This is a genomic window from Lacrimispora amygdalina (assembly GCF_900205965.1).
Classification (GTDB): Bacteria; Bacillota; Clostridia; order Lachnospirales; family Lachnospiraceae; genus Lacrimispora; species Lacrimispora amygdalina_A.
The window spans coordinates 71,382-93,856 of sequence record NZ_OAOF01000004.1; the positions used below are offsets into that span (position 1 = coordinate 71,382).

Annotated in this window: 20 protein-coding genes; 4 read left to right on the forward strand and 16 right to left on the reverse strand. The window is 41.4% G+C overall.

The genetic code is table 11. The features are described from left to right. Window positions 1-9: 9 nt before the first annotated feature. Both CRO04_RS07170 and CRO04_RS07175 read right to left on the reverse strand, forming a co-directional pair. Entirely contained in the window at window positions 10-2,109 is a 2,100-nt protein-coding gene (locus CRO04_RS07170; protein ID WP_166432497.1) for a methyl-accepting chemotaxis protein, read from the reverse strand. Between the two features lie 426 nt (window positions 2,110-2,535). Beyond that, window positions 2,536-3,108 (reverse strand): uracil-DNA glycosylase family protein, encoded by a 573-nt coding sequence (locus tag CRO04_RS07175; protein WP_207654413.1) that lies wholly within the window; start codon window positions 3,106-3,108, stop codon window positions 2,536-2,538. Window positions 3,109-3,357: 249 nt separating this feature from the next. Here CRO04_RS07175 and CRO04_RS07180 point away from each other — a divergent pair, with 249 nt between their 5' ends. After that, complete coding sequence (locus CRO04_RS07180; protein WP_097003563.1) at window positions 3,358-3,951, forward strand: TetR/AcrR family transcriptional regulator; 594 nt, start codon at window positions 3,358-3,360, stop codon at window positions 3,949-3,951. A 15-nt stretch (window positions 3,952-3,966) separates the two neighbouring features. After that, the gene (locus tag CRO04_RS07185) at window positions 3,967-6,534 is read left to right on the forward strand and encodes a PEP/pyruvate-binding domain-containing protein (protein ID WP_097003564.1); all 2,568 of its coding nucleotides are present in this window, start codon (window positions 3,967-3,969) and stop codon (window positions 6,532-6,534) included. A 147-nt stretch (window positions 6,535-6,681) separates the two neighbouring features. Here the strand turns inward: CRO04_RS07185 and CRO04_RS07190 are convergent, their stop codons facing one another. From CRO04_RS07190 to pduA, 12 genes are read right to left on the reverse strand one after another with little or no spacing between them, the layout of a single operon-like run. Beyond that, complete coding sequence (locus CRO04_RS07190) at window positions 6,682-7,470, reverse strand: glycyl-radical enzyme activating protein (RefSeq protein WP_097003565.1); 789 nt, start codon at window positions 7,468-7,470, stop codon at window positions 6,682-6,684. An 18-nt stretch (window positions 7,471-7,488) separates the two neighbouring features. Next, window positions 7,489-10,017 carry a glycyl radical protein gene (locus CRO04_RS07195; protein WP_097003566.1) on the reverse strand — a complete coding sequence of 843 codons (2,529 nt, stop codon included), beginning with the start codon at window positions 10,015-10,017 and terminating at the stop codon, window positions 7,489-7,491. Window positions 10,018-10,037: 20 nt separating this feature from the next. Continuing rightward, window positions 10,038-10,817 carry an MIP/aquaporin family protein gene (locus tag CRO04_RS07200; protein ID WP_097003567.1) on the reverse strand — a complete coding sequence of 260 codons (780 nt, stop codon included), beginning with the start codon at window positions 10,815-10,817 and terminating at the stop codon, window positions 10,038-10,040. Window positions 10,818-10,821: 4 nt separating this feature from the next. Beyond that, window positions 10,822-11,940: a 1-propanol dehydrogenase PduQ gene (locus tag CRO04_RS07205; RefSeq protein ID WP_097003568.1), complete on the reverse strand. Its 1,119-nt coding sequence runs from the start codon at window positions 11,938-11,940 to the stop codon at window positions 10,822-10,824. Between the two features lie 21 nt (window positions 11,941-11,961). After that, window positions 11,962-12,222 carry a EutN/CcmL family microcompartment protein gene (locus CRO04_RS07210; protein ID WP_097003569.1) on the reverse strand — a complete coding sequence of 87 codons (261 nt, stop codon included), beginning with the start codon at window positions 12,220-12,222 and terminating at the stop codon, window positions 11,962-11,964. A gap of 14 nt (window positions 12,223-12,236) precedes the next feature. After that, window positions 12,237-13,709 (reverse strand): acetaldehyde dehydrogenase (acetylating), encoded by a 1,473-nt coding sequence (locus tag CRO04_RS07215; RefSeq protein ID WP_097003570.1) that lies wholly within the window; start codon window positions 13,707-13,709, stop codon window positions 12,237-12,239. Beyond that, window positions 13,709-14,491 carry a flavoprotein gene (locus CRO04_RS07220; protein WP_097003571.1) on the reverse strand — a complete coding sequence of 261 codons (783 nt, stop codon included), beginning with the start codon at window positions 14,489-14,491 and terminating at the stop codon, window positions 13,709-13,711. The genes CRO04_RS07215 and CRO04_RS07220 overlap by 1 nt, the downstream gene beginning before the upstream one ends. A gap of 7 nt (window positions 14,492-14,498) precedes the next feature. Next, window positions 14,499-15,353: an ethanolamine utilization protein EutJ gene (gene eutJ, locus CRO04_RS07225; protein WP_097003572.1), complete on the reverse strand. Its 855-nt coding sequence runs from the start codon at window positions 15,351-15,353 to the stop codon at window positions 14,499-14,501. 13 nt (window positions 15,354-15,366) lie between these two features. Then, a complete protein-coding gene (locus tag CRO04_RS07230; RefSeq protein WP_207654415.1) occupies window positions 15,367-15,999 on the reverse strand; it encodes a phosphate propanoyltransferase in 633 nt (210 codons plus the stop codon). Further along, entirely contained in the window at window positions 15,996-16,523 is a 528-nt protein-coding gene (locus CRO04_RS27015; protein WP_097003573.1) for a BMC domain-containing protein, read from the reverse strand. Before CRO04_RS27015 ends, CRO04_RS07230 begins: the two co-directional genes overlap by 4 nt. 27 nt (window positions 16,524-16,550) lie before the next feature. Further along, the gene (gene pduB / locus CRO04_RS07240) at window positions 16,551-17,336 is read right to left on the reverse strand and encodes a propanediol utilization microcompartment protein PduB (protein ID WP_097003574.1); all 786 of its coding nucleotides are present in this window, start codon (window positions 17,334-17,336) and stop codon (window positions 16,551-16,553) included. Window positions 17,337-17,354: 18 nt separating this feature from the next. Then, window positions 17,355-17,639 (reverse strand): propanediol utilization microcompartment protein PduA, encoded by a 285-nt coding sequence (pduA, locus tag CRO04_RS07245; RefSeq protein WP_097003575.1) that lies wholly within the window; start codon window positions 17,637-17,639, stop codon window positions 17,355-17,357. A 316-nt stretch (window positions 17,640-17,955) separates the two neighbouring features. On the opposite strand from pduA, the gene CRO04_RS07250 reads away from it, so the two are divergent. Next, complete coding sequence (locus tag CRO04_RS07250; RefSeq protein ID WP_097003576.1) at window positions 17,956-19,176, forward strand: PocR ligand-binding domain-containing protein; 1,221 nt, start codon at window positions 17,956-17,958, stop codon at window positions 19,174-19,176. 20 nt (window positions 19,177-19,196) lie between these two features. Next, window positions 19,197-19,934: a response regulator transcription factor gene (locus tag CRO04_RS07255; protein ID WP_097003577.1), complete on the forward strand. Its 738-nt coding sequence runs from the start codon at window positions 19,197-19,199 to the stop codon at window positions 19,932-19,934. A 162-nt stretch (window positions 19,935-20,096) separates the two neighbouring features. Here CRO04_RS07255 and CRO04_RS07260 read toward each other — a convergent pair whose 3' ends face one another. Both CRO04_RS07260 and CRO04_RS07265 read right to left on the reverse strand, forming a co-directional pair. Next, a complete protein-coding gene (locus CRO04_RS07260) occupies window positions 20,097-20,573 on the reverse strand; it encodes a hypothetical protein (RefSeq protein WP_097003578.1) in 477 nt (158 codons plus the stop codon). Window positions 20,574-20,761: 188 nt separating this feature from the next. Continuing rightward, on the reverse strand, window positions 20,762-22,219 hold the full coding sequence (locus CRO04_RS07265) for a SulP family inorganic anion transporter (protein WP_097003579.1): 1,458 nt from the start codon (window positions 22,217-22,219) through the stop codon (window positions 20,762-20,764). Between the last annotated feature and the right edge of the window lie 256 nt (window positions 22,220-22,475).

A 22,475-nucleotide genomic window follows, 5' to 3' on the forward strand; every position in this document is an offset into this window, starting at 1 on the left:
ACGCCACCGCTATAGGCATTCTATCGTATTATCCTGTGTTCTTATAGACTTGTGAAATTGAATATTAACATCTTTTCGGATTTTAAATTGGTTCACGTTCTGCTTCAACAAGTCAGCCTGGCCACTAAGTTCCTCGCTAGCTGCAGCACTTTCTTCTGCAGTTGCACTATTACTCTGAATAACAGAAGATATTTGATCAACCCCTATTGATATCTGAGACACTGCATCTGATTGTTCTTTCGAAGTACGGGCAATATCATTAACAAATTTTCGCACCTGATCCGATCCTGCTACAACATTTGTCATAGACTGTGCAGTTATATCAACAATTTTAGATCCCCGTTCGACCGCTTGTACTGTTTCTTCTATGAGCATAGTAGTATTTTTTGCCGCATCTGCTGACTTCTGAGCCAGATTTCGAACTTCATCCGCAACAACAGCAAATCCTTTTCCAGCAGAACCAGCTCTCGCAGCTTCAACAGCAGCATTTAGTGCCAGAATATTCGTTTGGAATGCAATATCCTCAATCGTCTTAATGATTTTACTGATTTCTGCTGATTTTTCATTGATATTGTTCATAGCCAGCTTCATTTCCTGCATTTGACTATTACTACTCATAACCTCTTCAGAAGTAGACACAACTTCTTTGTTCGCCAGCTCAGCATTGTTTGCAGTATTCTTAATTTGTAATGAGATATCAGCAATCGTTGCGGAAAACTCCTCAATGTTGCTTGCCTGTTCCGTTGTTCCTTGGGCAAGTGCTTGTGCGCCCGATGATACCTGATTGGCAGCCATTGCAATTTGTTCTGATGATGTTTTAACATTCTCGATCGTCAGGGAAAGATTATCTGAAATGTTGAAAAGAGAATCCTTTATTTTTGAAAACTCTCCTATGTATTCTTGTTTCAATTCAAAACATAAATTTCCCTGTGCAATATGATTTAAAATGTATGCTATCTCCTGAATATAATCTTTATACTCAACTAAAGTTACTCCTATCCTTTTGAATGAATCAATAAGTTCACCTACTTCACCACTTGCTTTTGTTTGTAATTGTACATTGAAATCTCCACCAGCTATTTTATTGGCAGCTTCGGATACTTCCTTTATAGGCTTTGAGATTTTCAGGCTAGTAATTATACCAAACAAAATAGCAATTAATGACACAATTGTAATAATGATCATTTCCAGCCTGATTAAATTTGTAATGGGACTAAGAATATCACCCTTATCCAAAAGCGCTACATACCGCCAATTTGTTTTTTCACTTTTTACAGTCTTAATTAAATAAGCTTTATTATCCACTTTTGCTTCATTGAAATCTGCCCCTGATAAAATAAGATTACTTAATTCATCTCCATATACCTCTGTTACATTTTTAAAATTATTATCACCGTTACTTGGATCTGCAATAATCGTTCCGCTATCATCAACAATGATAAAATATCCTTTTGAATCTTTCCCTGCTTTGTCAACCATCTCTGTAATCTTATCTAAACTCATATCCATTGCAACAACACCGATTACTTTCCCACTGGCATCTTTCAAAGCTTGAGAAGCACCTAAAATAACAATGTCATCCGTTGCAAAGTAATATGGATCTCCTAATACTGCTTTATCTGGACTGTTAAGTGCAACAGGGTACCATGGTCTCTGCCGCGGATCAAAAGGGCCTTCCATGTTCCCTTCAGGGTATTGAACATATCCTCCCGATTCCACCCCCATATATACATATTGATAATTAGGATGTGTTTCGCCAAATTCTTTAAATCGCTGGAAAATTTTCTGTTCGACCCCTCCATTTTTACCAGGCGTCATTTGCGTAACTCCATCATTATGTAAATAATTTGTAAGAGATCCATCTGCCTGTTTTATGATTGATTCGTTTGCAAACTCACTTGTATTATTCAATAATTCATCAATAATTGAATCAATATTACTATTAAACATCTCAAGCTGCTTTTTGGATGCGCTCTCCTGTTCAGACATTATACTCTTACCCGTAAAATTAATAAATATTATAGAAACCAAGATTAATGGACACAATGAAAATAATAGAATAATTATACTAAGCTTTACCTTCAAACTGAAGTTCATTTTTTTCATCATTATGATCATTCCTTTCAATAAAATGAGTGTTCAATATCTCTTAATAAATTTCTCTTTAGTGTTTAGCTGAATAACTTTTATCTTCCTAAATTATTTAATATTACACCTCCTGTACATTATATTTTACTACAATTTCATACAATATTCTACAAATATCTACAAACCAATTATATTGTATTTACAAAAAATATGCAACAAATTCTTACGGCAAATGGCGATCCTTGAGTTTTATCTTGTCCAATCAACCCCTGCGGGCCTTCTTCTGGTATAATATTTTTTGCAGTTTTGCTCAGGTAATTTTAAAAAGCCAGCACTTCGCCCATGGCGAAAAGCTGACTATTAAAGACGAATGTAGAGTTGTAATGATAAGGGATAAGGGATTATACGTTGTTTCAACTTATGTTTGACAACATACCCTTTTGTTTCTTATAAGTTCTTATGGACAATTTCCTTTAAAACGGGTAAAACCTCCTCCTCATACCACGGATTCTGTTTGAGCCACCCTAAATTTAAAGGAGAAGGGTGCACCAATGGAAAATATTCAGGTAGATATTTTTGAAAATTTCGTACTGTCTCAGTTAAACTTTTCTCACGCCTGACATTTAGATAATATTTTTGTGCATAGCTGCCAATTAAAATAATGCATTCTATATCTGGCATCTCCGCTAGTAAACGTGAATGCCATTTTTCCGCAAAACCTTTTCTAGGTGGTGCATCACCGGTTTTTGCTTTTCCCGGATAATAGAAATCCATAGGCAATTGAGCGATGCGGTTCGTATTATAAAATACATCTCTTGATACTCCCAGCCACTCTCTTAAGCGATCACCACTTAAATCATTCCAAAACAATTGCGTTGCTTCTGCTTTACGTCCCGGTGCCTGTCCCACAATGGCGATGCGTGCTTCTGCGGAAGCTTTAAATATTGGCAAAATCCCCATTTTGGTGTAGGATTCATTCATTGGGTCAGCCATGATTTCCTGTTTAATATTTTCAAACATATTCATACTCCACTTCTGCCCTCTCAAATTGTTTGTGTCAATATATTCTGTAAACATGATAATTATATATCAGTTCACGTTTCAATGCAATCAGCATAGTTCATCTATTTAACTAGCTTTTCAGCTGCAAATTATCTACTTACGGTACAACAAAACTGTATGCAGCATATACTTCTATTGACAACCGAACGCTGGTCGCTTATAATCAATCATAGAAGCGAACGCTGGTCGCTATTGGAGGTGTCATTTATGCCAAAAGGATTTACATTAACATCAGAACAACTAACGGAACGCCGCCTTGACATCATGAAAGTAGCTCTGAATCTCTTTCAGGTCAAAGGAGTCGAGAAAACGTCAATGAGAGAAATTGCTGATCTGGCAGGGCTGGGGAAATCTAGTCTCTATGATTTTTTTCAATCAAAAGATGACATTGTCATATATGCAATTGAAGCTCAGGTTAATAACGCAGTCACAACGGTACAAAAGATTATCAATGCAAACCTTACTCCGGATCAAACCCTGAAGGAAATTATGAAGATTAATCTTAGTTATTCAAAAGAAAATAACATTTTATTTATGTGGCTGGCAACTAAAGCTTATTTTCTGGATGAGGATCACCAGGAGCGGATTAAAAAAGTACGTCATACTTATCAGAATATTGTACAGTCGGTGATTGAACAGGGAATTAAGGATGGTTTATTTCGAGTAACGGATTCGGAACTGGCATCACGGCTGCTGATTAATTCAATGCTTTCTATCACATATACATCCCATCCATCTCATAGTATGGAAGAAATGCTCAATGAAGCGGTCAATATATTTTTACATGGCATCACTTCTTAAATGGAGGTATCCGATATGACTTATATTTTATCAATGAAACATCAACAGGCAACACTTGAAACCGTAGGCGGCAAGGGCATGTCCCTGTCGAAAATGCTGACAGCCGGATTACCGGTTCCGGATGGTTTTCATGTTACTACTGAGGCTTATCGGCTCTTTGTTAATACAAATAAAATCCAACAACAAATTATCGACGCATTAGATGGACTTGACCCGGGTAATACAGCAAAGCTGGAAGCAGTATCCCTGCAAATAAGCAACATATTTACAAAAGGTAAAATGACTGACGAACTAAAAAAGGAAATTACCGCCGCATATCAAAAACTGGGCAATGTACCGGTTGCCATCCGTTCATCGGCTACTGCCGAAGATTTGCCCGGTGCTTCCTTTGCCGGCCAGCAGGATACTTATTTAAATATTCAAGGCGAAAGTGAAGTTCTTACTGCCGTTAAGCGTTGCTGGGCCTCTTTATGGACAGCTCGTGCGATCTCCTATCGTTTGATCAACCATATTGATCAGGCAACGGCAGCACTTGCCGTCACCGTTCAAAAACTGGTTTTTTCAGATGCTGCAGGAGTATTATTTACTGTCAATCCAGTAAACGGAGATCGGGATGAGATGCTCATTAATGCTGCCTGGGGATTGGGCGAAGCGGTAGTATCCAGCCTGGTCACCCCTGATACCATTGTTGTTTCTAAGACTTCAGAGAAAATTACCTCGTATGAGACCGCAGACAAACAAATTATGACTATCCGTACTGCAATAGGGACTAAAGAGGTGCCAGTTGCTGATCCACTTCGTCAGAAACCGGCTCTCACCGTAAATCAGGTAGAATTATTAGGGAAACTTGGAAAAACAATCGAACAATACTATCAGATGCCAATGGATGTGGAATGGGCTTTGGAAAAGAATCAGGTGTATATCGTTCAGGCCCGGCCGATCACAGTTCTACCTCCCGAGTGGAAGCCTCTCGAAAAAGGTGTAATCTATACCAAAGGCAGTTTGGCTGAACATCTCCCCAGTCCCGTTACTCCTTTATTTGCAACTCTGGGAATGGAACTGATTAATCAGGCGACGCATATTCTATGGAACCATATGTTTGGAAACAGCGTCCAAAAGTTGTGGCCTGAACATGGCGCATACGTCACGATTAATGGATATACCTACATGTCCTGCAGATTTAAACCACTACTTCTCATTACAAAATCTTTTTCTCCAAGATCCATACGCCGTACTTATCAAAAGAGTGTGGAAAGATCTAATAAAGCCCAAAAAGAATTTGCTGCGGTTGTTACGGAATGGGAAAGCAAATCTATGGAATCAATGAGCGCAGAGCAACTGCTCAATGGGGTCCAAATCGTTTTCGGAGCGGCCTGTACCTACTTTACAAAAATTCAGCTCTGCCTGCCTGCAGCACTTACAAGTGAAACGCTGTTGACAAAATTATTTAAAGGTACAGCCGCCAAAGCTGGCATACCGGATATCTCAGTACTTTTACTTGGAATGGAAACAATTGCTTTCCAGTCAGAGAAATCGTTATATAAAATTGGCAGGTGGGCCTCCCAATACCCGGAATTGATCAACTATCTCAGAATTACTTCATATGCTGATATCAGCAGGCAATTCTCATCCGCGATACCGCCTTCAATGATCTCCGATGAGCTATGGACACAATGGAAAAAACAGATCCAGCTGCATTTCGTTAATTATGGCCGAACCGCCTATGAATTTGATTTTTCCAATCCTACCCCCCAGGAAGTTCTCACTCCGGCCTTCGAATCAATTAAAGCCTTAGCAACCGGTCAAGGAGAGAGTCCGTTAACACGTCAGGCAGAGGCTAAAAAGCGACGGATAGAAGCTGCAAAGGCAATCTCAAAGCAGCTTAACGGTCCCAGAAGGAAGCTGTTTTTAAAACTGCTGAATTGGGCACAGGCAACCGCACCTGTGAGAGAGGATGTTATATTTTCAATGGGAATGGGTCACCCGATGATTCGCAGAATGCTGAAAGAAGTTGCCCAGCGGCTTATTAAAAAAGGAGCGCTTTCCCAGCCTGATGAAATATACTGGCTCAATGAGACGGAATTGACAGATCTGGTTAAGAGGCTTGACCGGAGAGAGACACTTCAGGATGTGACAGGAGCAATTCCTGGACGCCGGGAAAAATGGAAAAAGGACCAGAGCTATACTTCCCCGCCTGAAATCCCAGAAAAGAAAAATGCTCACAGTAATTCGGAAAAACCAGAAATAATCAATGGCAACACGGTTCTTTACGGAATCGGTACCAGTCACGGAACAGTGACAGCTCCAGCCTGCGTTCTGTACGGACCGGCCGATTTTGATAAATTCCATACTGGAGATATATTAATTGCCGTAACTACCACTCCCGCATGGACGCCTTTATTTGCTTCAGCCAGTGCTGTCGTAACCGATATTGGAGGTCCTTTGAGCCACTCCAGTATTGTAGCCCGTGAATATGGCATACCGGCGGTGATGGCCACTCACTGTGCAAGCAGGAAGATTCAGACCGGACAAATTATTACCGTAGATGGTAAAACAGGGACGGTGATGATTCATAAAAAATAAATCCATCCTCATCCACCTTTCCTCTCGTTATAAATTAGCTTGAACAATACAGGGGCACGACATATAATATAAAAAGCCAGCCTTCGCCCATAGCGAAAAGCTGACTTTTATGTTTGAATATAGAATTGTAATGATTCCCTATCTCCCTTATCCGCCGATCTGGCATTCCAGTCCTGACTTTCTGGCAATCTTCAGCAACTTTTCCATCTGTTCACTGTTCATGGGTTCTATTCCCTTTAAGGAATAATTTTCTCCCAGTCCTTCATATTTCGCCTCCCCCAAACGGTGATACGGCAGAAGATGAAGACGCTTTACTCCCTGTATGGAGGCCGCGTAGGCGGAGATCATATCAATCTCCTTTTCAGTATTGTTGAATCCGGGAACAACTGGTACACGAATAATCAGTTCCGTTTTTGACAGACCAATCTTCCTGATGTTTTCCAGTATCCCTCTGTTTGTCAGTCCCGTAAACTTCAGATGCTTTTCCTCATCCACATGTTTCATATCACAAAGTGCCACATCAAGCCAGGGAAGAAGCGGTTCTATCTGTTCATATTCCGCAAATGCTGATGTTTCAATGGCTGTCGAAATTCCCTCAGACTTGCATGCCTCAAGTAAAGACCTGGCAAAGTGCGGCTGCATCAGAACTTCCCCTCCGGAGATTGTTAAACCACCGTGGGAACGGTAATAGTAAATCATGTCTTTTCTGATCTCCCTCATGACTTCCTCTACCGTCATTTCCTTCCCAATCAGCTTCTGTTTTCCCTGAACAAGCATATACTGCGGTTCTCTGACCAGATTCTCCGGATTGCAGCACCATTTACAGCGCAACGGGCACCCCTTCAGAAAAACAAGTGTTCTGATTCCTGGTCCGTCGTGTACGGAAAATCTCTGAATTTCCGAAACGATTCCTTTCGCTTCATATATTCCCTGCATGCTCCGTCTCTCACTCTCCTAGAATACTTGCTCTGTACGATTAATGATGTCATCCTGAAGGCTCTTATCAAGGTAAATGAAATGAGCGCTGTATCCAGCCACACGGACAACCAGATTCTTATATTTATCCGGATGATTTTGTGCATCAACCAAAGTTTCACGGCCTACTACGTTATACTGTACATGCATTCCTTTCTGATCAAAGAATCCTCTTACCAATGCAGAAAGTTTTTCCAGTCCTTCTCTTCCGCTTAGAGCAGAGGGATGGAATTTCTGATTGAATAACGTACCGTTTGAAACAATCATGTGGTCTAAATGTGCAACTGAATTCGCTGCCGCAGTCGGTCCATTAGTGTCCCTTCCGGATACCGGGGATACACCGTCAGCCAAAGGCTCTCCTGCCTTTCTTCCGTCCGGCATCGCACCAGTCTGTTCACCCATAGGCACATTTGCAGATACCGGATACAAACCTGGCTGGAATTGTCCTCCCCTGACATTTCTGTATTTTTCTACTTCACGGCAATATACCAGTGCAGAAAGTCTTGCCAGGTCATCGGCTGCTTCAATATCATTTCCGAACTTCGGCACATTTTCCATATCCTCCAGCATAGTGCTGTAATCGCCGGAAGCTTTCTTTCCTGTTATTCCCTGGGAGGTAATCTCTGCAAGACGGGCAATATGTTCCGGAGTCAGGCTCTTTCCCCCTTCTGTCAGACGGCGTACTACTTCCTTTAAAATCTCTGCATCCACGGCTTCTACAGATGTTCCGCCGAAGTTATCCTCCATGGCCTGCTTGATCTGGGCGAGAGTATACTTTTTCTTATCAAATACAAGTTCCTTGATACACATCAGAGAGTCGCCCACATTTGCAACGCCAACGCCCTGAGGTCCGGTAAAGTTGTAATGGGCTCCACCGCACTGAATCGACTTTCCTTTTCCAATACAGTCATCCACCATAGATGATACAAAAGGAAGGGGCGCTCTCTGGCCATGGGCCATATCAACCGAATTATCTGCATTGGTGAGGAATTTCACACAGTATTGCATCTGTTTCTGATAAGCTTCCAGAATCTGCCCAAAGCTTGTAAAGGAAGTAAATTCTCCTGTTTGAGGCGTAATTCTCACTCCATCCAGACAGCCATTGTAAACCACCAGTTCCAGAACTTTTGCCAGATTAAAGAATGCTGCATCATGCCAGCCTTCCGTCTTTCCGCCGGCCTGAGGCTCCACGCAGCCGATGATTCCATAATCTCTCGCATCTTCCAGAGAAAGTCCCCGGTTTACCAATGCCGGAATAATTACCTCATCATTGTAATATGCGGGCATACCAAGGCCCAGTCTTGATGTCTCAGCAGCCTTAATTAACAGTTCATGAGGAGAACCGTTCCAGACACGGATTGAAATAGATGGCTGGGGAAGCTTCGTATGCTGGGTTGCTTCCAGGCATGCAATAGACAATTCGTTGGTCGCATCGATTCCGGTCTTATCCTGTCCTCCTACAATCAGGTTCTGAAACATGGGATAGCCGCCAAAACCTTTGGTGGATCCGGTATCACGGACTTTGTTCACATCGTTAAACTTTACCCACAGGCAGTCCAAAAGCTCCTGGGCTCTTTCCTTTGACAAATTCAGACTGTCGATATCTGTCTTATAGTAGGAATACATGTACTGGTCAAAGCGCATAGGTGAAATGGAGTGGCCATTGGATTCAATCTGTATGATTGCCTGCACAAACCAGAAAGATTGTAAAGCCTCATAAAAATTCTCCGCCGGATTAGCAGGAACTTTCCTGCAGTTTGCTGCAATCACTCTCAATTCCTGAGCGCGCTTCATATCTCTTTCTTCTGCTGCCATCTTTTCAGCCAGAGCTGCAAAACGCTGAGAATAACGAATTGCTGCTTTTGATGTAATAATTACCGCATTTAAGAAATGGGTCTTCTCAATCGAGTCAGGACAGCCTTTATCCAGGTTCGCCAACGCATTCTCCGCATCTTTGATGATGCCTGAAAAACCATTCTTCAAAACCCTTCCATAATCAACGCTGATATGGCCTACTCCATTAAAATAATAATTTCCTACAGTAAACACATTATGATTCATGGCTGTCTTTGTATCATCATACATTAATTCTGTTGCCAGTTCATTAACAGTACGGCCATTCCAGTATGTAAAGCACTCTTTCAGCTGATTTTTCACTTCATCTGTAATGGTAAATACATCACCCTTACGCTGTGCGAGTAAATCAAACTCTTCCAAAAGCCATTTGTTAGAAAACTCCGGGAAAATCTGCGTGGATCTCGGTGCTGTTGTAAGATTACCTACAATCAATTCACCGTCACGGATCACCAGCGTCATATTTTCCAGAATATATTCCAGTGCTTTTGCTCTTCTAAGAACCATCGGCAGTGCTTCTGTCTCTTTATAAGACTTTGTTATCAGTAAAGCCCTCTCTGATTCCACTGCAGGCAATGCCTTATATAATCCATCTATTAAGTTCTGAATCCTTGGGCTTGTTTCCTCCGGCCCAATATTTAATAACTGCTTCATGGTTTTTCCCTCCATCTCCACTACATTCTTTCTCTCAAAGGTTTCATGACTTTTTTATAAATTCCGCCGCCTAAAATACCTCCGAGAATAGGCCCGAAAATCGGAACAACTAATCCATAAAAATTGCTGCCTAATGCGTATTGCCCCCAGCCTGCTGCCATTACAAATAATCTTGGACCGAAATCTCTGGCTGGATTCATTGCAAATCCGGTCAGAGGGCCAAAGGCGATCCCACAGAAAATAACGATGGCACCAATGGCAATGTCTCCGATTCCCGTGTCGGGTGCAGAAATATTATCTTTGTCTGTAACCGCATATATAGTAAGTACCAGCATTGCAGTCATGACTGTTTCATTGATAAACGCTTTCAGCATTGTTACCCCTGCTGCCGCTCCTGTCACAAAGATCCCCATCGCTCCGGTTCCTTCTGAAGTCCCTCTTACAAATCCGTTCACTTTCTCCATTTCTATAATTCGGGAAGAAAACAGATAGTAAACGAATGCGGCCGCACAGAAAGCACCAAGTATCTGCGCAGCTATGTAACACACAGCCTTTTTCCTGTCAAATCCATCCCATACAACCAATGCCGCGGTAACAGCAGGATTTAAATGAGCGCCGCTCACACCTCCCACAATATAAATCGCAATCGTAATCGCACCGCCCCAGCATACTGCCATAAAAGGATAACTAACATCGCTCATTTTCAGTACCATGGCTGCTACAGAGGCAAATCCGATTGAAACGAATATGAATGTACCCAGGAACTCTGCCAGACATGGAATCAGTATTTTTTCCTTCATCCCCTTATTCTCCTCCTGTAAAGCTTTTTTTGTACAGTTCCTTTAAATCCTTTTCTGTTGGCTGAAGGGGATTTGTCTTTGTACAGTTATCTCCTAATGCAGCCATTGTCATCCGGTCCAGATTATCATAAAAATCTGTCTCTTTGACACCTGCTTCTTTGAATGAGGCCGGAATTTTAATCGCTTCAGACAGCATTCTTACCGCTGTCCGGAGTATCTCAGCCCCGTTTTCAGCATTTTTCGGAGAAAGTCCAAGCCTCCATGCAAGAATTCCATATCGTTCCCTCGCTCTTTGATCGGCTGCATTGTAACCTAAAACCCATGGAAGTAAAATTGCATTGGCTCTTCCATGGGGAACGTGCAATGCTCCGCCGATTGCATGTGCCAGAGAATGATTGATTCCCAGAGAGGTATTCGTAAATGCCATTCCCGCCATACAGGACGCATCATGCAGAAATCCTCTTGCCGCTGAATCGTCTCCATGCTTTACTGCTGCCGGAAGGTATTCAAATACAATCTCCACTGCTTTTTCTGCCAAGGCATCTGAGAAATTACTTGCATCAGCAGAAACATAAGCTTCCAAAGCATGAGTCAATACATCCATCCCGGTATCGGCAGTAATGGAAGGAGGAACCGTTTTAGTCAGATCTCCATCCAACACTGCTATATCCGGGAGCAGAGTATCATCAACCACAGGAATTTTACGCTGATCCATTTTAATAACCGAAAAATTAGTCACCTCTGATCCAGTTCCGCTTGTGGTGGGTATTGCTGCAAACACCCGTTTTTTTTCATTTTCTGCGATCTTCCCACTGCAGTAAAGAATGCTTTTGGCTGCATCAATGGTGGACCCGCCCCCGCAGGCTATAATCAGATCCGGATCCGTCTTTATAAAAACTTCCGTCCCTTCTGCAATCAGTGCTGTATCTGGGTCAGGATAAATATGGTCAAACACAGTTACCTGTGCATCTTTTCTTAACTGTTCCATGACAGGCTTAATATTTCCGCTTTTGACCATAAACGGATCGGTGATGACCAGTGCGCTTTTATAGGTCAATTCATCCAATACCTGTATGGAACCGGCACCAAAATATACTGCCGGCTTAATCTGAAATTTTTTCATTTTGATACCCGCCTTACCTTATTAAAATTCAATGGTATCAACAATTCCCACAATGGACATATCGCCCACCATGCTCATATCGTTGTCTACGCTGCCGCCCCAGTCAACCAAAACACAGTCTCCTACACCTGCTCCAACCGCATCAATAGCCACATAGGGAGTTTCACTTTCCATCAGTTTTCCTGTCTCATCCACTGATTTTATAACCAAAAGCTTTCCTCCCACCAGTTTGGCTGTCTTCTGAGTGGCAACTACTTTGGCTATCACTTTTGCCAAATGCATGTAATCACATCCTCTCAGATTCCGTTTAGTATCCGGCGTACCAGATCTTCCACTTCTGCATTGGAAACAGATACTGAAGCCTTTTGCTCCGTCTCCACGCAGCCGCAGACCGGAATATCCCTTTTCATTTCTTCCAGGGAACGAACTCCATAAGCGATACGGCGTATATTGATCAGGTTCATGGGCCCAATGTTATCAGATGTGGAACTGCCTCCCACTGCACCGCAGCCCAGTGTCAGGGCCGGAACAAGATTGGTGGAAGCTCCGATTCCGCCGAGAGTGGCAGGAGTATTGACCAGCAGACGGGATACATTCTTCTTCAATGCAAACTCACGGATAATATCCTCATTCTGGGAATGAATCGTCATGGTATGTCCTTTTCCTTCATTGTTTAAGATTTCCAGACAGCGCAGGCATGCACTTTCCCATGTAGGCTCCGTGTAGAATGCAAGAACTGTTGTCAGTTTTTCCCTGCTGTACGGATTTTTGTGAGAAACCGTATCCTGGAAAGAAACCAGAACCTTTGCATCACCGGGTATATCAATGCCGGAGAGCTTTGCCAGTTCCTGAGCGCTTTTTCCAACAATTACCGGATTCATGGTCATATTGGGACGAAGCAGAAATCTTCCCAGTTTTTCGGACTGCTCCTCTGTCATAAAATAAAAACCCTGACGCTTCATTTCTTCTACGACCGTTTCTTTCATATCTGCTTCCACAACAACAGACTGTTCCGACGCACAGATTACACCATTGTCAAAGGTTTTGCTCTCTAAAATCTGACTTACAGCCTTTTTTACATCTGCGCTTCGCTCAATAAATGCAGGTCCATTTCCAGGTCCTACCCCAATGGCCGGGGTTCCTGAACTGTATGCTGCCTTTACCATGGCTTCTCCGCCTGTAGCCAGAATCAACCCGATATCCTTATGCTTCATCAGGGCATTGGTGCCATCCACCGTCGGGACATTGATGCATTCAATTAACCCCTCTGGTGCTCCGGCTGATACACTTGCCTCCTGAAGGATCTTCACTGTTTCCTTGATGCAGTTTACAGCAGATGGGTGAGGCGAAAATACAATTGCATTTCCTGCCTTTAAGGCGATCAGGGATTTGAAAATAACCGTTGAGGTAGGATTCGTAGATGGAATCAAGCCTGCGATGACTCCCATGGGGACGCCTACCTCCATCACTTTCAATTCTTTATCATCACGGATTAATCCTGCCACTTTCTGATCTTTCATTGCCTCATAAACATACTTGGCAGCAAAAACATTTTTAATAATTTTATCTTCCCACTTCCCGTACCCGGTCTCTTCTTTAGCCATCTTTGCAAGCATTTCAGCATTTTTAAGTGCTGCTTCCATCATGGCTTTTACAACCTGATCCATTCTTTCCTGGGAAAATTCCTGATAAGACGACTGCGCTTCTTTTGCCTTAGCCACCTTATTTCTGACCTCCTGTATACTACGGAGGTCCTTATCATATTCCATCACGGCTGATTCCCCTTTTTCTTTTCAATAATTTCTACAATAATGTTCGTTTCGTTTAATGCTTCTCTTGCCGAAGGAGTAATGACACTCCTGGACGATACTCTGATCCTCTGCCCCGGACTAAACCTTTGCACATCTTTCAGAGTCAGCACCTGATAAACCTCTGATGATATTTGTTCTGATGATGTTTGTTCCGGAAAATGGCTTTCTGAATAAATGGGAATTTCCGGATAAAGAAACTTCTTCAGCCTGGAAGAAAATTCCTCCCGTCCAATCAATATGGCGCCAAATTCTTTCCAGCGTTCCTCATAACCAGCTATCATCCGATTATAGGATTCATTGAGATTCATCCCTTTTTCCCTTGTATGTCCGCTGTCCGGACTGCAGTTTTCCGTCACTGCCAGAATCGGGATCTTCTTCATAAAGCCGGCTGCGATCGCCATGGAAACTAAATTATCCTGAATTCCCATCGCTCCCTTTGCCAGAGTATTTCTGGTTAATACCGGAATAATGATTATATTAATTTCATCTATTTCCTGATATAATGTTTCTCCATTCATAATATAGCGTGAGTCCGGCCTGCCGCTGATATCAACGGAGGCAAGACTTTTAAAAGCCGGGGTTACCGCTATTCTGGCTTTTGTCAGCAGCAGCTCATCAACCATCTTCTGATATTCCTGATAATCTGCAGTGCCTCCAGTCAGAAGAACCAGTGCCTTTTTATCCATCATTGGCAGAAGACTTTTTAAAATATTTCTGATAATTTCTTCTTTTTCCATCATTTTATCACTATGCCTTCTCTTTCACAGATGGAATTGACATAGCAATTCCTATTGGCGTCACCAGCAGGGGATTCTTCGGTTTATAAACTGCAATCCCCAGATATTTCTGAAAAACTGCTTCAATCCCCTTTAAACAGCTGGTTCCTCCTGCCAGATAAATGGGGCCTTCCTGTTCTTGCATAAAGGAGCGGGTAATGTGTGCCATCTTTTCTATAACAGGCTGAACCATGGTGAAAACCTGCGGATAGTTATCCTGGCTTTTTTTGAACTGCTCCGCCTCTGAAAATTCCAGTTCCATAGCACCGGAAACCACTAAAGTCATGTGTGTACCGCCGGTGGGTTCATCCATGGAATATAATATCCGTCCAGCCTTTACTGCCGAAACACCGGTAGTACCGCCGCCTATATCTACGACAATTCCGTCCCTGATTCCCATCATAACGGCGGCAGCCTCCGGTTCATCAATTACATGAGTTACATGAAAACCGGCATTTTCCACAACATTACTGATCACCTTCGTATTTCCAGCTATGATACCTGGCGGAATTGCTGTCGCGGCTTCTTCCAGTTCTGTGTTCAAACGTTTTTCCAGCCTGCTTTTCAGCTTTTCCAGTATCCGGACCGCATCTAAGTATTGCACTACAATTCCGTCCTTTACCACGTTGGCCGGCTCCATTTCAAATGCTACCGGGCGGTTTTTCTGGTCTAAGACCGTCACAACAATATTTGAGGTTCCCAGGTCTACGCCTACTTTCAGAGGCAGCACAAATTGTTTTAAATCTATGAATTCTTTTTCGGAAGTTGCATCCATTTGAAGCAGATATTCATTGGAACGATCCATTCCAGACTGCTCTCTGATCATATTACCATTCCTCTCATTTAATCAGCCAAACGGCAGCATTTGCCGGGGTCCCTGCCGCATTGGCCTCATCTGTGTCGATGTGAAACTCCAACGCAGACTGCTCAGTTACGCGTATCACCACACCGTGCATGGTATAGCTTTTTTCTCCCGGGATTTCTACCGATACCGCATCCCCGTCATTTACATGAAAATACAGAGCATCTGCAGGACTCATATGGATATGGGGCTTTGCAACAATAACGCTTTCCTTCATAACCATCATCCCCTTCGGCCCGATCACACAAATGTCTGCTGCACCGCTCAAATCGCCGGAAAGACGCACTGGAGGATTTACACCTAATGAAAACGCATCCGTACGGCTGATTTCGATCTGATTTTGTCTTCTTACCGGGCCAAGCACTCTGACATTTGAGAAACTGCCTTTTTTTCCGGCAATGCACACGGTTTCCTTTGCTGCATACTGCCCTGGTTGTCCCAGATCTTTTGCCTTAGTCAGTTCATATCCCTTTCCAAAAAGAATCTCCATGGATTCCCTGGTGAGGTGGATATGACGGTTTGAAACACCCAGGGGGATCCCATTTTCAACCGGCTGATTCTCCAGCATGGACAATATCTTTTTTACAGTAAATTCCCGATTATTTGTCATTTTTCATTTCCCCGCTTTCCTCTTGCATGAATGCACAATTTTTCCATTTGTCCCTTTTCCCGCGGGCATTTGGGGTCCTTGCACAGATTGCAGGTATATGCTGGTTTATTTACATTCTCAGTTTCGCTGTCAGTCATAATCTCAGTTTCTTCCGGGTTCTCCTCATTTTCTGTTCCGGCGGTCTTTTCTTTGTCCTCTGCAGGTTTCTCACCGCATTCCACATGTGGAGTTTCTTCCGCTTCTGCGGATTCTTTCTTCATCAGCCAGCCCTTAAGCCCTGCGGCCATCCGGGGTATTACATGAGCAGATACTACTGTCCCGACCTTTTCTGCACTTGCCCGTGATGCAGCAACCGCCGCTTGAACCGCTCCCACATCACCGCAAAGCTTTACTGTAAAATAGGCTCCTGTTGCATTCTCTATGCCCACCAGAGAAACATTTGCTGATTTAAGGCCGGTATCTGCTGCTTCTACCGCCGCAAGCAGACCAATTACTTCTATTAATCCAAGCGCATCATCTTTCAAAAAACTCTACCTCATTTCTGTGCCATTTTACAGCATGGGTGTTGTAACAGATACCGGATTCTGTCCCATGCCGCGCAGAACAGAAAGTCCCACATCCCTTGCAGCCAGAACAGACTGTCTGACAGCTCCTGAATCACCTGAAAATGTCACAATAATCTCATTGGAATAACATGTGCCTGATGCAGGGCTTGCATATGTAACAATATCAACATTTGCTGTTTTCATAGCCATATCTGCCATCAAAAGCCCTACTGCTGCCGGAGCTCCTACCGTAATTCCAAACGCCTTTCCTATGGGAGCCTGGAACGCCTTGTTAAGCGCATAACTGGCCCGGGCGGTGTAATGAAGCTCAATATGCCCTGCATCGCAGCTATACACATTACCAAAATTCCGATCAAGAGCTGACAGCATAATCTCTACGGCACGTCTTGCATCCGATACATCTTCTGCTGCAAAAATAATCGTACTACCATGTCCTGCTCCGCCTTTTGTATCACGGCAGAATTCTACGCTTACCACTTCCGTGTTTGTAGCTTTTACTGCCTCATCCGCTGACATCACATGCGGTGCTCCGCCTGTTCTGGAACTCACGATACCGATAGACCGGTACTTGGGATCCAGTTTCATATTTTCATGCAGATGATAATCCAGATTTGCAATTACCAAACCAACGGTGTCTCCGATCCCGGCTCCTACAAACTCGGTAAGATTGCACTCAGATGAAACAGCTGTCTCCACTTTTTCTGTTGTCTGATCTTTATTGTCAGAACCAGTAACAGAGCCCAAAATCTTTTCTAATAAATCTTTATCCATGATCTACCCTCTCCTGAATTATTTTTCCTGAAATTTTGGTAACATTTTCTCCACATCTGTATGTGGTCTTGGAATTACATGAACAGATACAACCTCACCCACACGCTTAGCAGAAGCTACTCCTGCATCAGTAGCTGCCTTTACGGCACCAACATCACCTCGTACCATTACTGTTACTAAACCAGAGCCAATTTTTTCATAACCGATTAATGCTACGTTTGCAGCTTTTACCATTGCATCTGCTGCCTCAATTGATGCAACCAATCCCTTTGTTTCGATTAAGCCTAATGCTTCCTGTCCCATTTTGTTACCTCCAGATTTTTTAATTTTATCTATGCAATCACGCAAACAGCATGTTACATTTTCACAAATATAGGTGATAATTTGCTGTTTTCGTTATAAATTTTAACACACACAGTTGCATTTCCTTAGGACTTCAGGAAGTACTTCTAGTAATTTTCCCATATATTATCTGGTATTTTTTCTACCTCTTTTTTTGACTATCCGCTATTTAAGGGGTTTTCAAGGTGGGAAAAATACCACTTCGTAAAAGTGAATTGAAAAGACCAATCAACTATGATATGATTTTATATATCTAATACGAGGAGTTGAGTTTTTCATGAATCCAGAATTTGATCTTTTACTCGAAAACTTAATTGACTTCGATGAATTCAGCAAAATTCAATCTGAGCTGTCAAGCATCGTAAGCTTTTCTGTAGTAACCGTTAATACCGATGGGAAACCTTTTTCTTCTCTTAGCAATTTTTCTACTTTTTGCCAGTTAATCCGAACTTCTGCCGCAGGCCGCCAGGCCTGTATATCATGTGACAACTACGCGTTGAAACATTCGCTTGAATTAGGACATTCTATTGTATACGATTGCCACTGTGGTTTAAAGGACTGTGCAGCTCCTATTATTGTTAACGATGTTCTTTTAGGTGGTGTCTTGGGCGGACAGGTTCTGATTCACGAACAGGATAGAGCGTTAATTGATACAGAAAAGTTAGCAAAGCAATTTCATCTGTGTAAAGAAGATTTAGACCGGACTGTAGCAGAAATTCCTGTTGTTGCAGAAGACTATATCCAAAGATGTCTCAGGTTTTACAGTTTTTTTGCTGAATATATCGCTGAAAAAAGCTATAAGACCATCATTCAGCAGCAACTTAATCATGAAACAATAGAGCGGATCCGCCAGCAGCAGATTGCTTCCGCACAGACCTTAAAAAGGATTCAGGCACAAATGAATCCTCATTTTCTTTTTAATGCCTTAAATTCCATAGCACGAACAGCTCTTTTAGATGGTTCTGCAAAGACAGAACAGCTGATTTACGATTTATCAAACTATCTGCGTTATACAATTAAAAACACTTCTGATACTCCAACCGTTGAAGAAGAACTTAACAATCTGAACCATTACCTGAATATACAAAAAGCTCGTTTTGGGGATAAGATTACCTGCCACATTAATGTAGATGACAGCATCAGAAACTGCCGTATTCCCAGCATGACCCTTCAGCCTTTGGTTGAAAATTCTTTCATCCATGGTTTAAAAGACTGTATGGCAAATGGATTTATAAGAATTGATATTTCAAAGACGAACAAAAATCATAAAGATGATATCTTAATTCAGATTTATGATAATGGAAGCGGTATTTCTGAGGATATCATTGAATTGCTGCAAACGGAGGAAAACATTGAAAACCCCGCCTCTGGATTAGGATTAATGAATACACAGACTCGTATTAAAAAATTGTATGGTCCCGAATACGGAATAACAATTGAAAGCAAAATGTACACATATACTGAAATAGATATTCTGCTCCCAGTCACTTACCGTTAGCACTAAAGGATGTGGATTGTATGTATAAACTTTTAATATGTGAAGATGAATCATTGGAAAGAAAAGCGCTGAGTCTAATTATTCAGCGTCATTATTCCAACATTCATATAGTTGGATATGCAACCACTGGTTTTGAAGCGATTAAGTTAGCTCATCAGCATTTACCAGATATTATTCTGATGGACATTGACATGCCTCAATGCAATGGTTTAGATGCGCAAAAAGAAATTTCTCATTTTCAGCCTAATGTCAATACTGTTATTATCACTGCATACAATGACTTTACTTATGCACAGCAGGCAATAAAATGCGGTGTTATTGACTTTTTACTGAAACCAATTGCTCCAAATGATCTGTATAACTGCCTGGACAAGATAATAGGATCTATGAAAAAAAATGATACATCTCCAGCTGTTCTGTCTAATTATACCGATTATATACAAAAAATACTAAATTATATTGATTATCACTTTTTAGATGATTTGAATTTAAGTGACCTGGCTTCTGAATTCAATTTAAATGAGAAGTACCTCAGCAGATATTTTAAACAAAAAACAGGAACTTCTTTTACAGAATATATAATCAAGCTGAAAATACAGCGGTCAAAGAATATGTTAATATACTCTGATGCTCCCATCTACGTGATTGCAGCGGACCTTAATTTTAATGACGCTTCCTATTTTACAAAAGTTTTTCAGAAACAGGAAGGTATTTCTCCCTCCCAATACAGAAAAAATGAAGGCAGAGACCTCATTTGATAGGTTTTCCTCTTTTTTAAATTTACGAAAAAGCAGGGGAGCATTGCTCCTTTTCTTTTTAACAAAAAAATCAGTCGGCCTATCTTCTCAGATAGTTCAACTGATTTAAGTACAGTTTAATGATTATGTTAATATACTATATTAATCTTGTTAAAATTATTTTTATGTCATTCGTTTTCTATTCAACAAATAAATTATAATTGGGATTATTAATATAATCCAAAACAATGCATTATAGTGTAGAATTCTCCATCTTCCAAAACCCTCTGTTAATTCATACTTATTAAAAATATGTATAAACAACCTAAGCCCTGCAATCTGAATTACTTCAAATAAAAAATATGATCTTAAATATGTTTTTATATTAATTTTTCTAGTAAGCAATATAATTCCGATAATAATCAGAAAGAAGTAGCTGGCTAATAAAAATGCATTCGTACAATATTGGGAATATTTTTTAAGATTTTCGGCTTGTACGATCATCTCTTTTCGCTTTTCTGCTGTTACTCCGTTTGCTTTCAGCATTAATCCTATATAATTATATATAAATTTTAGAGCAAGCATATGAAAAGATAACACTAATATGGATAAGGCTGTAACACAACCAAAATACATCTTTGTCTTTTTATCTATCATCATTTTCCAGCCTCCCGCTTCTGCACTCACTATATTCCCCGCATTTCACAAAAAACTTATAAAATCAATGGATGTGAAATCGACTAAAGAAAAGGGATTACTCCCCTTCCCTCGTCTAAGAACCGTACGTGAGAGTTTTCCACTCATACGGCTCAAGTAGTTTTTTTAACCTTTTATAGTATCCCTGGTGATCAGTCTACAAACTCCGGCATAATGGAATATTGCAGCGATGTTTTTTGAAGCAGTTTCTCGCAGGCCTCACTCAGCCCTTCTATTTTGATTTTAACATGCTTTTCACTATACTTCATAATTAACTTGTCAAATGCATCCCCCGCCGATTCATCCCAGAATTTAAGATGAGTGACATCAAGACCTATGGTCTGATTGCTAATATCAAAATCAAACTTTTCTAAAAAATGAGTGGTTGATGCAAAGAACAGCTGACCATAGCAACGGTAAATAATACCTTCTTCTGTTTCAACCTTTTCAACCATTGTCTGGGATATCTTGTATACAAAAAACAAGGCGCTCATAATAATACCAACAATTACACCATACGCCAGATTATCTGTCAATAATACAATTGCAACTGTTGTTATCATAACTGCAGTGTCCGTCTTCGGAACTTTTGTCATTCGCTTAATAGAATGCCAGTCAAAGGTCGCAATGGAAACAATAATCATGACCGCCGCAAGTGCAGCGATTGGAATCTGGATAACCCAGCTGTTTAGTGCAACAATAAAAGTCATCAGTAATGAGCCTGATAAAAAAGTGGACAACCTGCCTCTGCCACCGGATTTGTGATTAATAACGGATTGGCCTATCATAGCACAGCCTGCCATACCCCCGAAAAGACCTGAGGCAACATTTGCCAGCCCCTGTCCGATACATTCCCTGTTCTTATTGCTTTTTGTATCTGTTAACTCATCTAACAGCTGTGATGTCAGCATGGATTCTACCAAACCTACAACTGCCAGCGAAAGGGAAACCGGGAAAATAATTTGAAAGGTATTCATATTAATCTCGATATCAGGTAATAAAAGCCCCGGCAATGTTCCGGCTATATCACCCATGTCGCCAATTCTTGTAACATTCATATCAGCAGCAATGGTAATAATTGTCAATAATACAATTGCGACAAGAGGAGCTGGTATTGCTTTGTTTACTTTCGGGAAGAAAAAAATGACTGCCATTCCAGCCGCGACCAAAAGATACATGGTGATATCAGCACCTATAAAATGAGACAATTGGGATTTGAAGATTAAAATTCCTAATGCATTTACAAATCCGGTCATTACAGGGCTTGGTATAAACCGAAGCAGATTACCTGCTTTTAATAGTCCCATCATCATTTGCAGGATACCTGCCAAAATAGTGGCCGCTAACATATATTGTATTCCATGTTCCTTCACTAAACCTGCCAATACTAAAGCCATTGCTCCTGTTGCCCCTGAAATCAGGCCAGGGCGCCCTCCGGCAATTGAGGTTACAATTGCGATACAAAAGGAAGCATATAATCCAACCATGGGACTTAACCCGGCAAGCAATGCGAAACCTATTGCTTCAGGAATCAGCGCAATTGCTACTACAATTCCTGACATTACATCATTTTTTACATTTCCGAACCATTCTATTCTAACCTCTTTCATAAACTCTCCTTGTATTGTATTTATATGTAATCTTCCCTAATCAGGAAGCTTCTTTATAAACATATTCATCTCCTTTTCTATTATAAATGTCCACAAAAATAAATCGTTATTCTGCTATTACCAATAACGACTTCGCAAAACATCGATATGAAATCCCTTAATATAATATATACCAAGGATTATTTCCCACCTTATATACCTGTTTCTGTAATTGCTTCCGTCACTAATGTTGACATTTCTTTTCATAGGATACTGC

What these genes read in the sequence shown, in the direction of transcription:
- CRO04_RS07170 (WP_166432497.1), bottom strand. Translation starts at nt 2,109, where the DNA reads ATGATGAAAAAAATGAACTTCAGTTTGAAGGTAAAGCTTAGTATAATT.
- CRO04_RS07175 (WP_207654413.1), bottom strand. Translation starts at nt 3,108, where the DNA reads ATGTTTGAAAATATTAAACAGGAAATCATGGCTGACCCAATGAATGAA.
- CRO04_RS07180 (WP_097003563.1), top strand. Translation starts at nt 3,358, where the DNA reads ATGCCAAAAGGATTTACATTAACATCAGAACAACTAACGGAACGCCGC.
- CRO04_RS07185 (WP_097003564.1), top strand. Translation starts at nt 3,967, where the DNA reads ATGACTTATATTTTATCAATGAAACATCAACAGGCAACACTTGAAACC.
- CRO04_RS07190 (WP_097003565.1), bottom strand. Translation starts at nt 7,470, where the DNA reads ATGCAGGGAATATATGAAGCGAAAGGAATCGTTTCGGAAATTCAGAGA.
- CRO04_RS07195 (WP_097003566.1), bottom strand. Translation starts at nt 10,017, where the DNA reads ATGAAGCAGTTATTAAATATTGGGCCGGAGGAAACAAGCCCAAGGATT.
- CRO04_RS07200 (WP_097003567.1), bottom strand. Translation starts at nt 10,817, where the DNA reads ATGAAGGAAAAAATACTGATTCCATGTCTGGCAGAGTTCCTGGGTACA.
- CRO04_RS07205 (WP_097003568.1), bottom strand. Translation starts at nt 11,940, where the DNA reads ATGAAAAAATTTCAGATTAAGCCGGCAGTATATTTTGGTGCCGGTTCC.
- CRO04_RS07210 (WP_097003569.1), bottom strand. Translation starts at nt 12,222, where the DNA reads ATGCATTTGGCAAAAGTGATAGCCAAAGTAGTTGCCACTCAGAAGACA.
- CRO04_RS07215 (WP_097003570.1), bottom strand. Translation starts at nt 13,709, where the DNA reads ATGGAATATGATAAGGACCTCCGTAGTATACAGGAGGTCAGAAATAAG.
- CRO04_RS07220 (WP_097003571.1), bottom strand. Translation starts at nt 14,491, where the DNA reads ATGATGGAAAAAGAAGAAATTATCAGAAATATTTTAAAAAGTCTTCTG.
- eutJ (WP_097003572.1), bottom strand. Translation starts at nt 15,353, where the DNA reads ATGATCAGAGAGCAGTCTGGAATGGATCGTTCCAATGAATATCTGCTT.
- CRO04_RS07230 (WP_207654415.1), bottom strand. Translation starts at nt 15,999, where the DNA reads ATGACAAATAATCGGGAATTTACTGTAAAAAAGATATTGTCCATGCTG.
- pduB (WP_097003574.1), bottom strand. Translation starts at nt 17,336, where the DNA reads ATGGATAAAGATTTATTAGAAAAGATTTTGGGCTCTGTTACTGGTTCT.
- pduA (WP_097003575.1), bottom strand. Translation starts at nt 17,639, where the DNA reads ATGGGACAGGAAGCATTAGGCTTAATCGAAACAAAGGGATTGGTTGCA.
- CRO04_RS07250 (WP_097003576.1), top strand. Translation starts at nt 17,956, where the DNA reads ATGAATCCAGAATTTGATCTTTTACTCGAAAACTTAATTGACTTCGAT.
- CRO04_RS07255 (WP_097003577.1), top strand. Translation starts at nt 19,197, where the DNA reads ATGTATAAACTTTTAATATGTGAAGATGAATCATTGGAAAGAAAAGCG.
- CRO04_RS07260 (WP_097003578.1), bottom strand. Translation starts at nt 20,573, where the DNA reads ATGATGATAGATAAAAAGACAAAGATGTATTTTGGTTGTGTTACAGCC.
- CRO04_RS07265 (WP_097003579.1), bottom strand. Translation starts at nt 22,219, where the DNA reads ATGAAAGAGGTTAGAATAGAATGGTTCGGAAATGTAAAAAATGATGTA.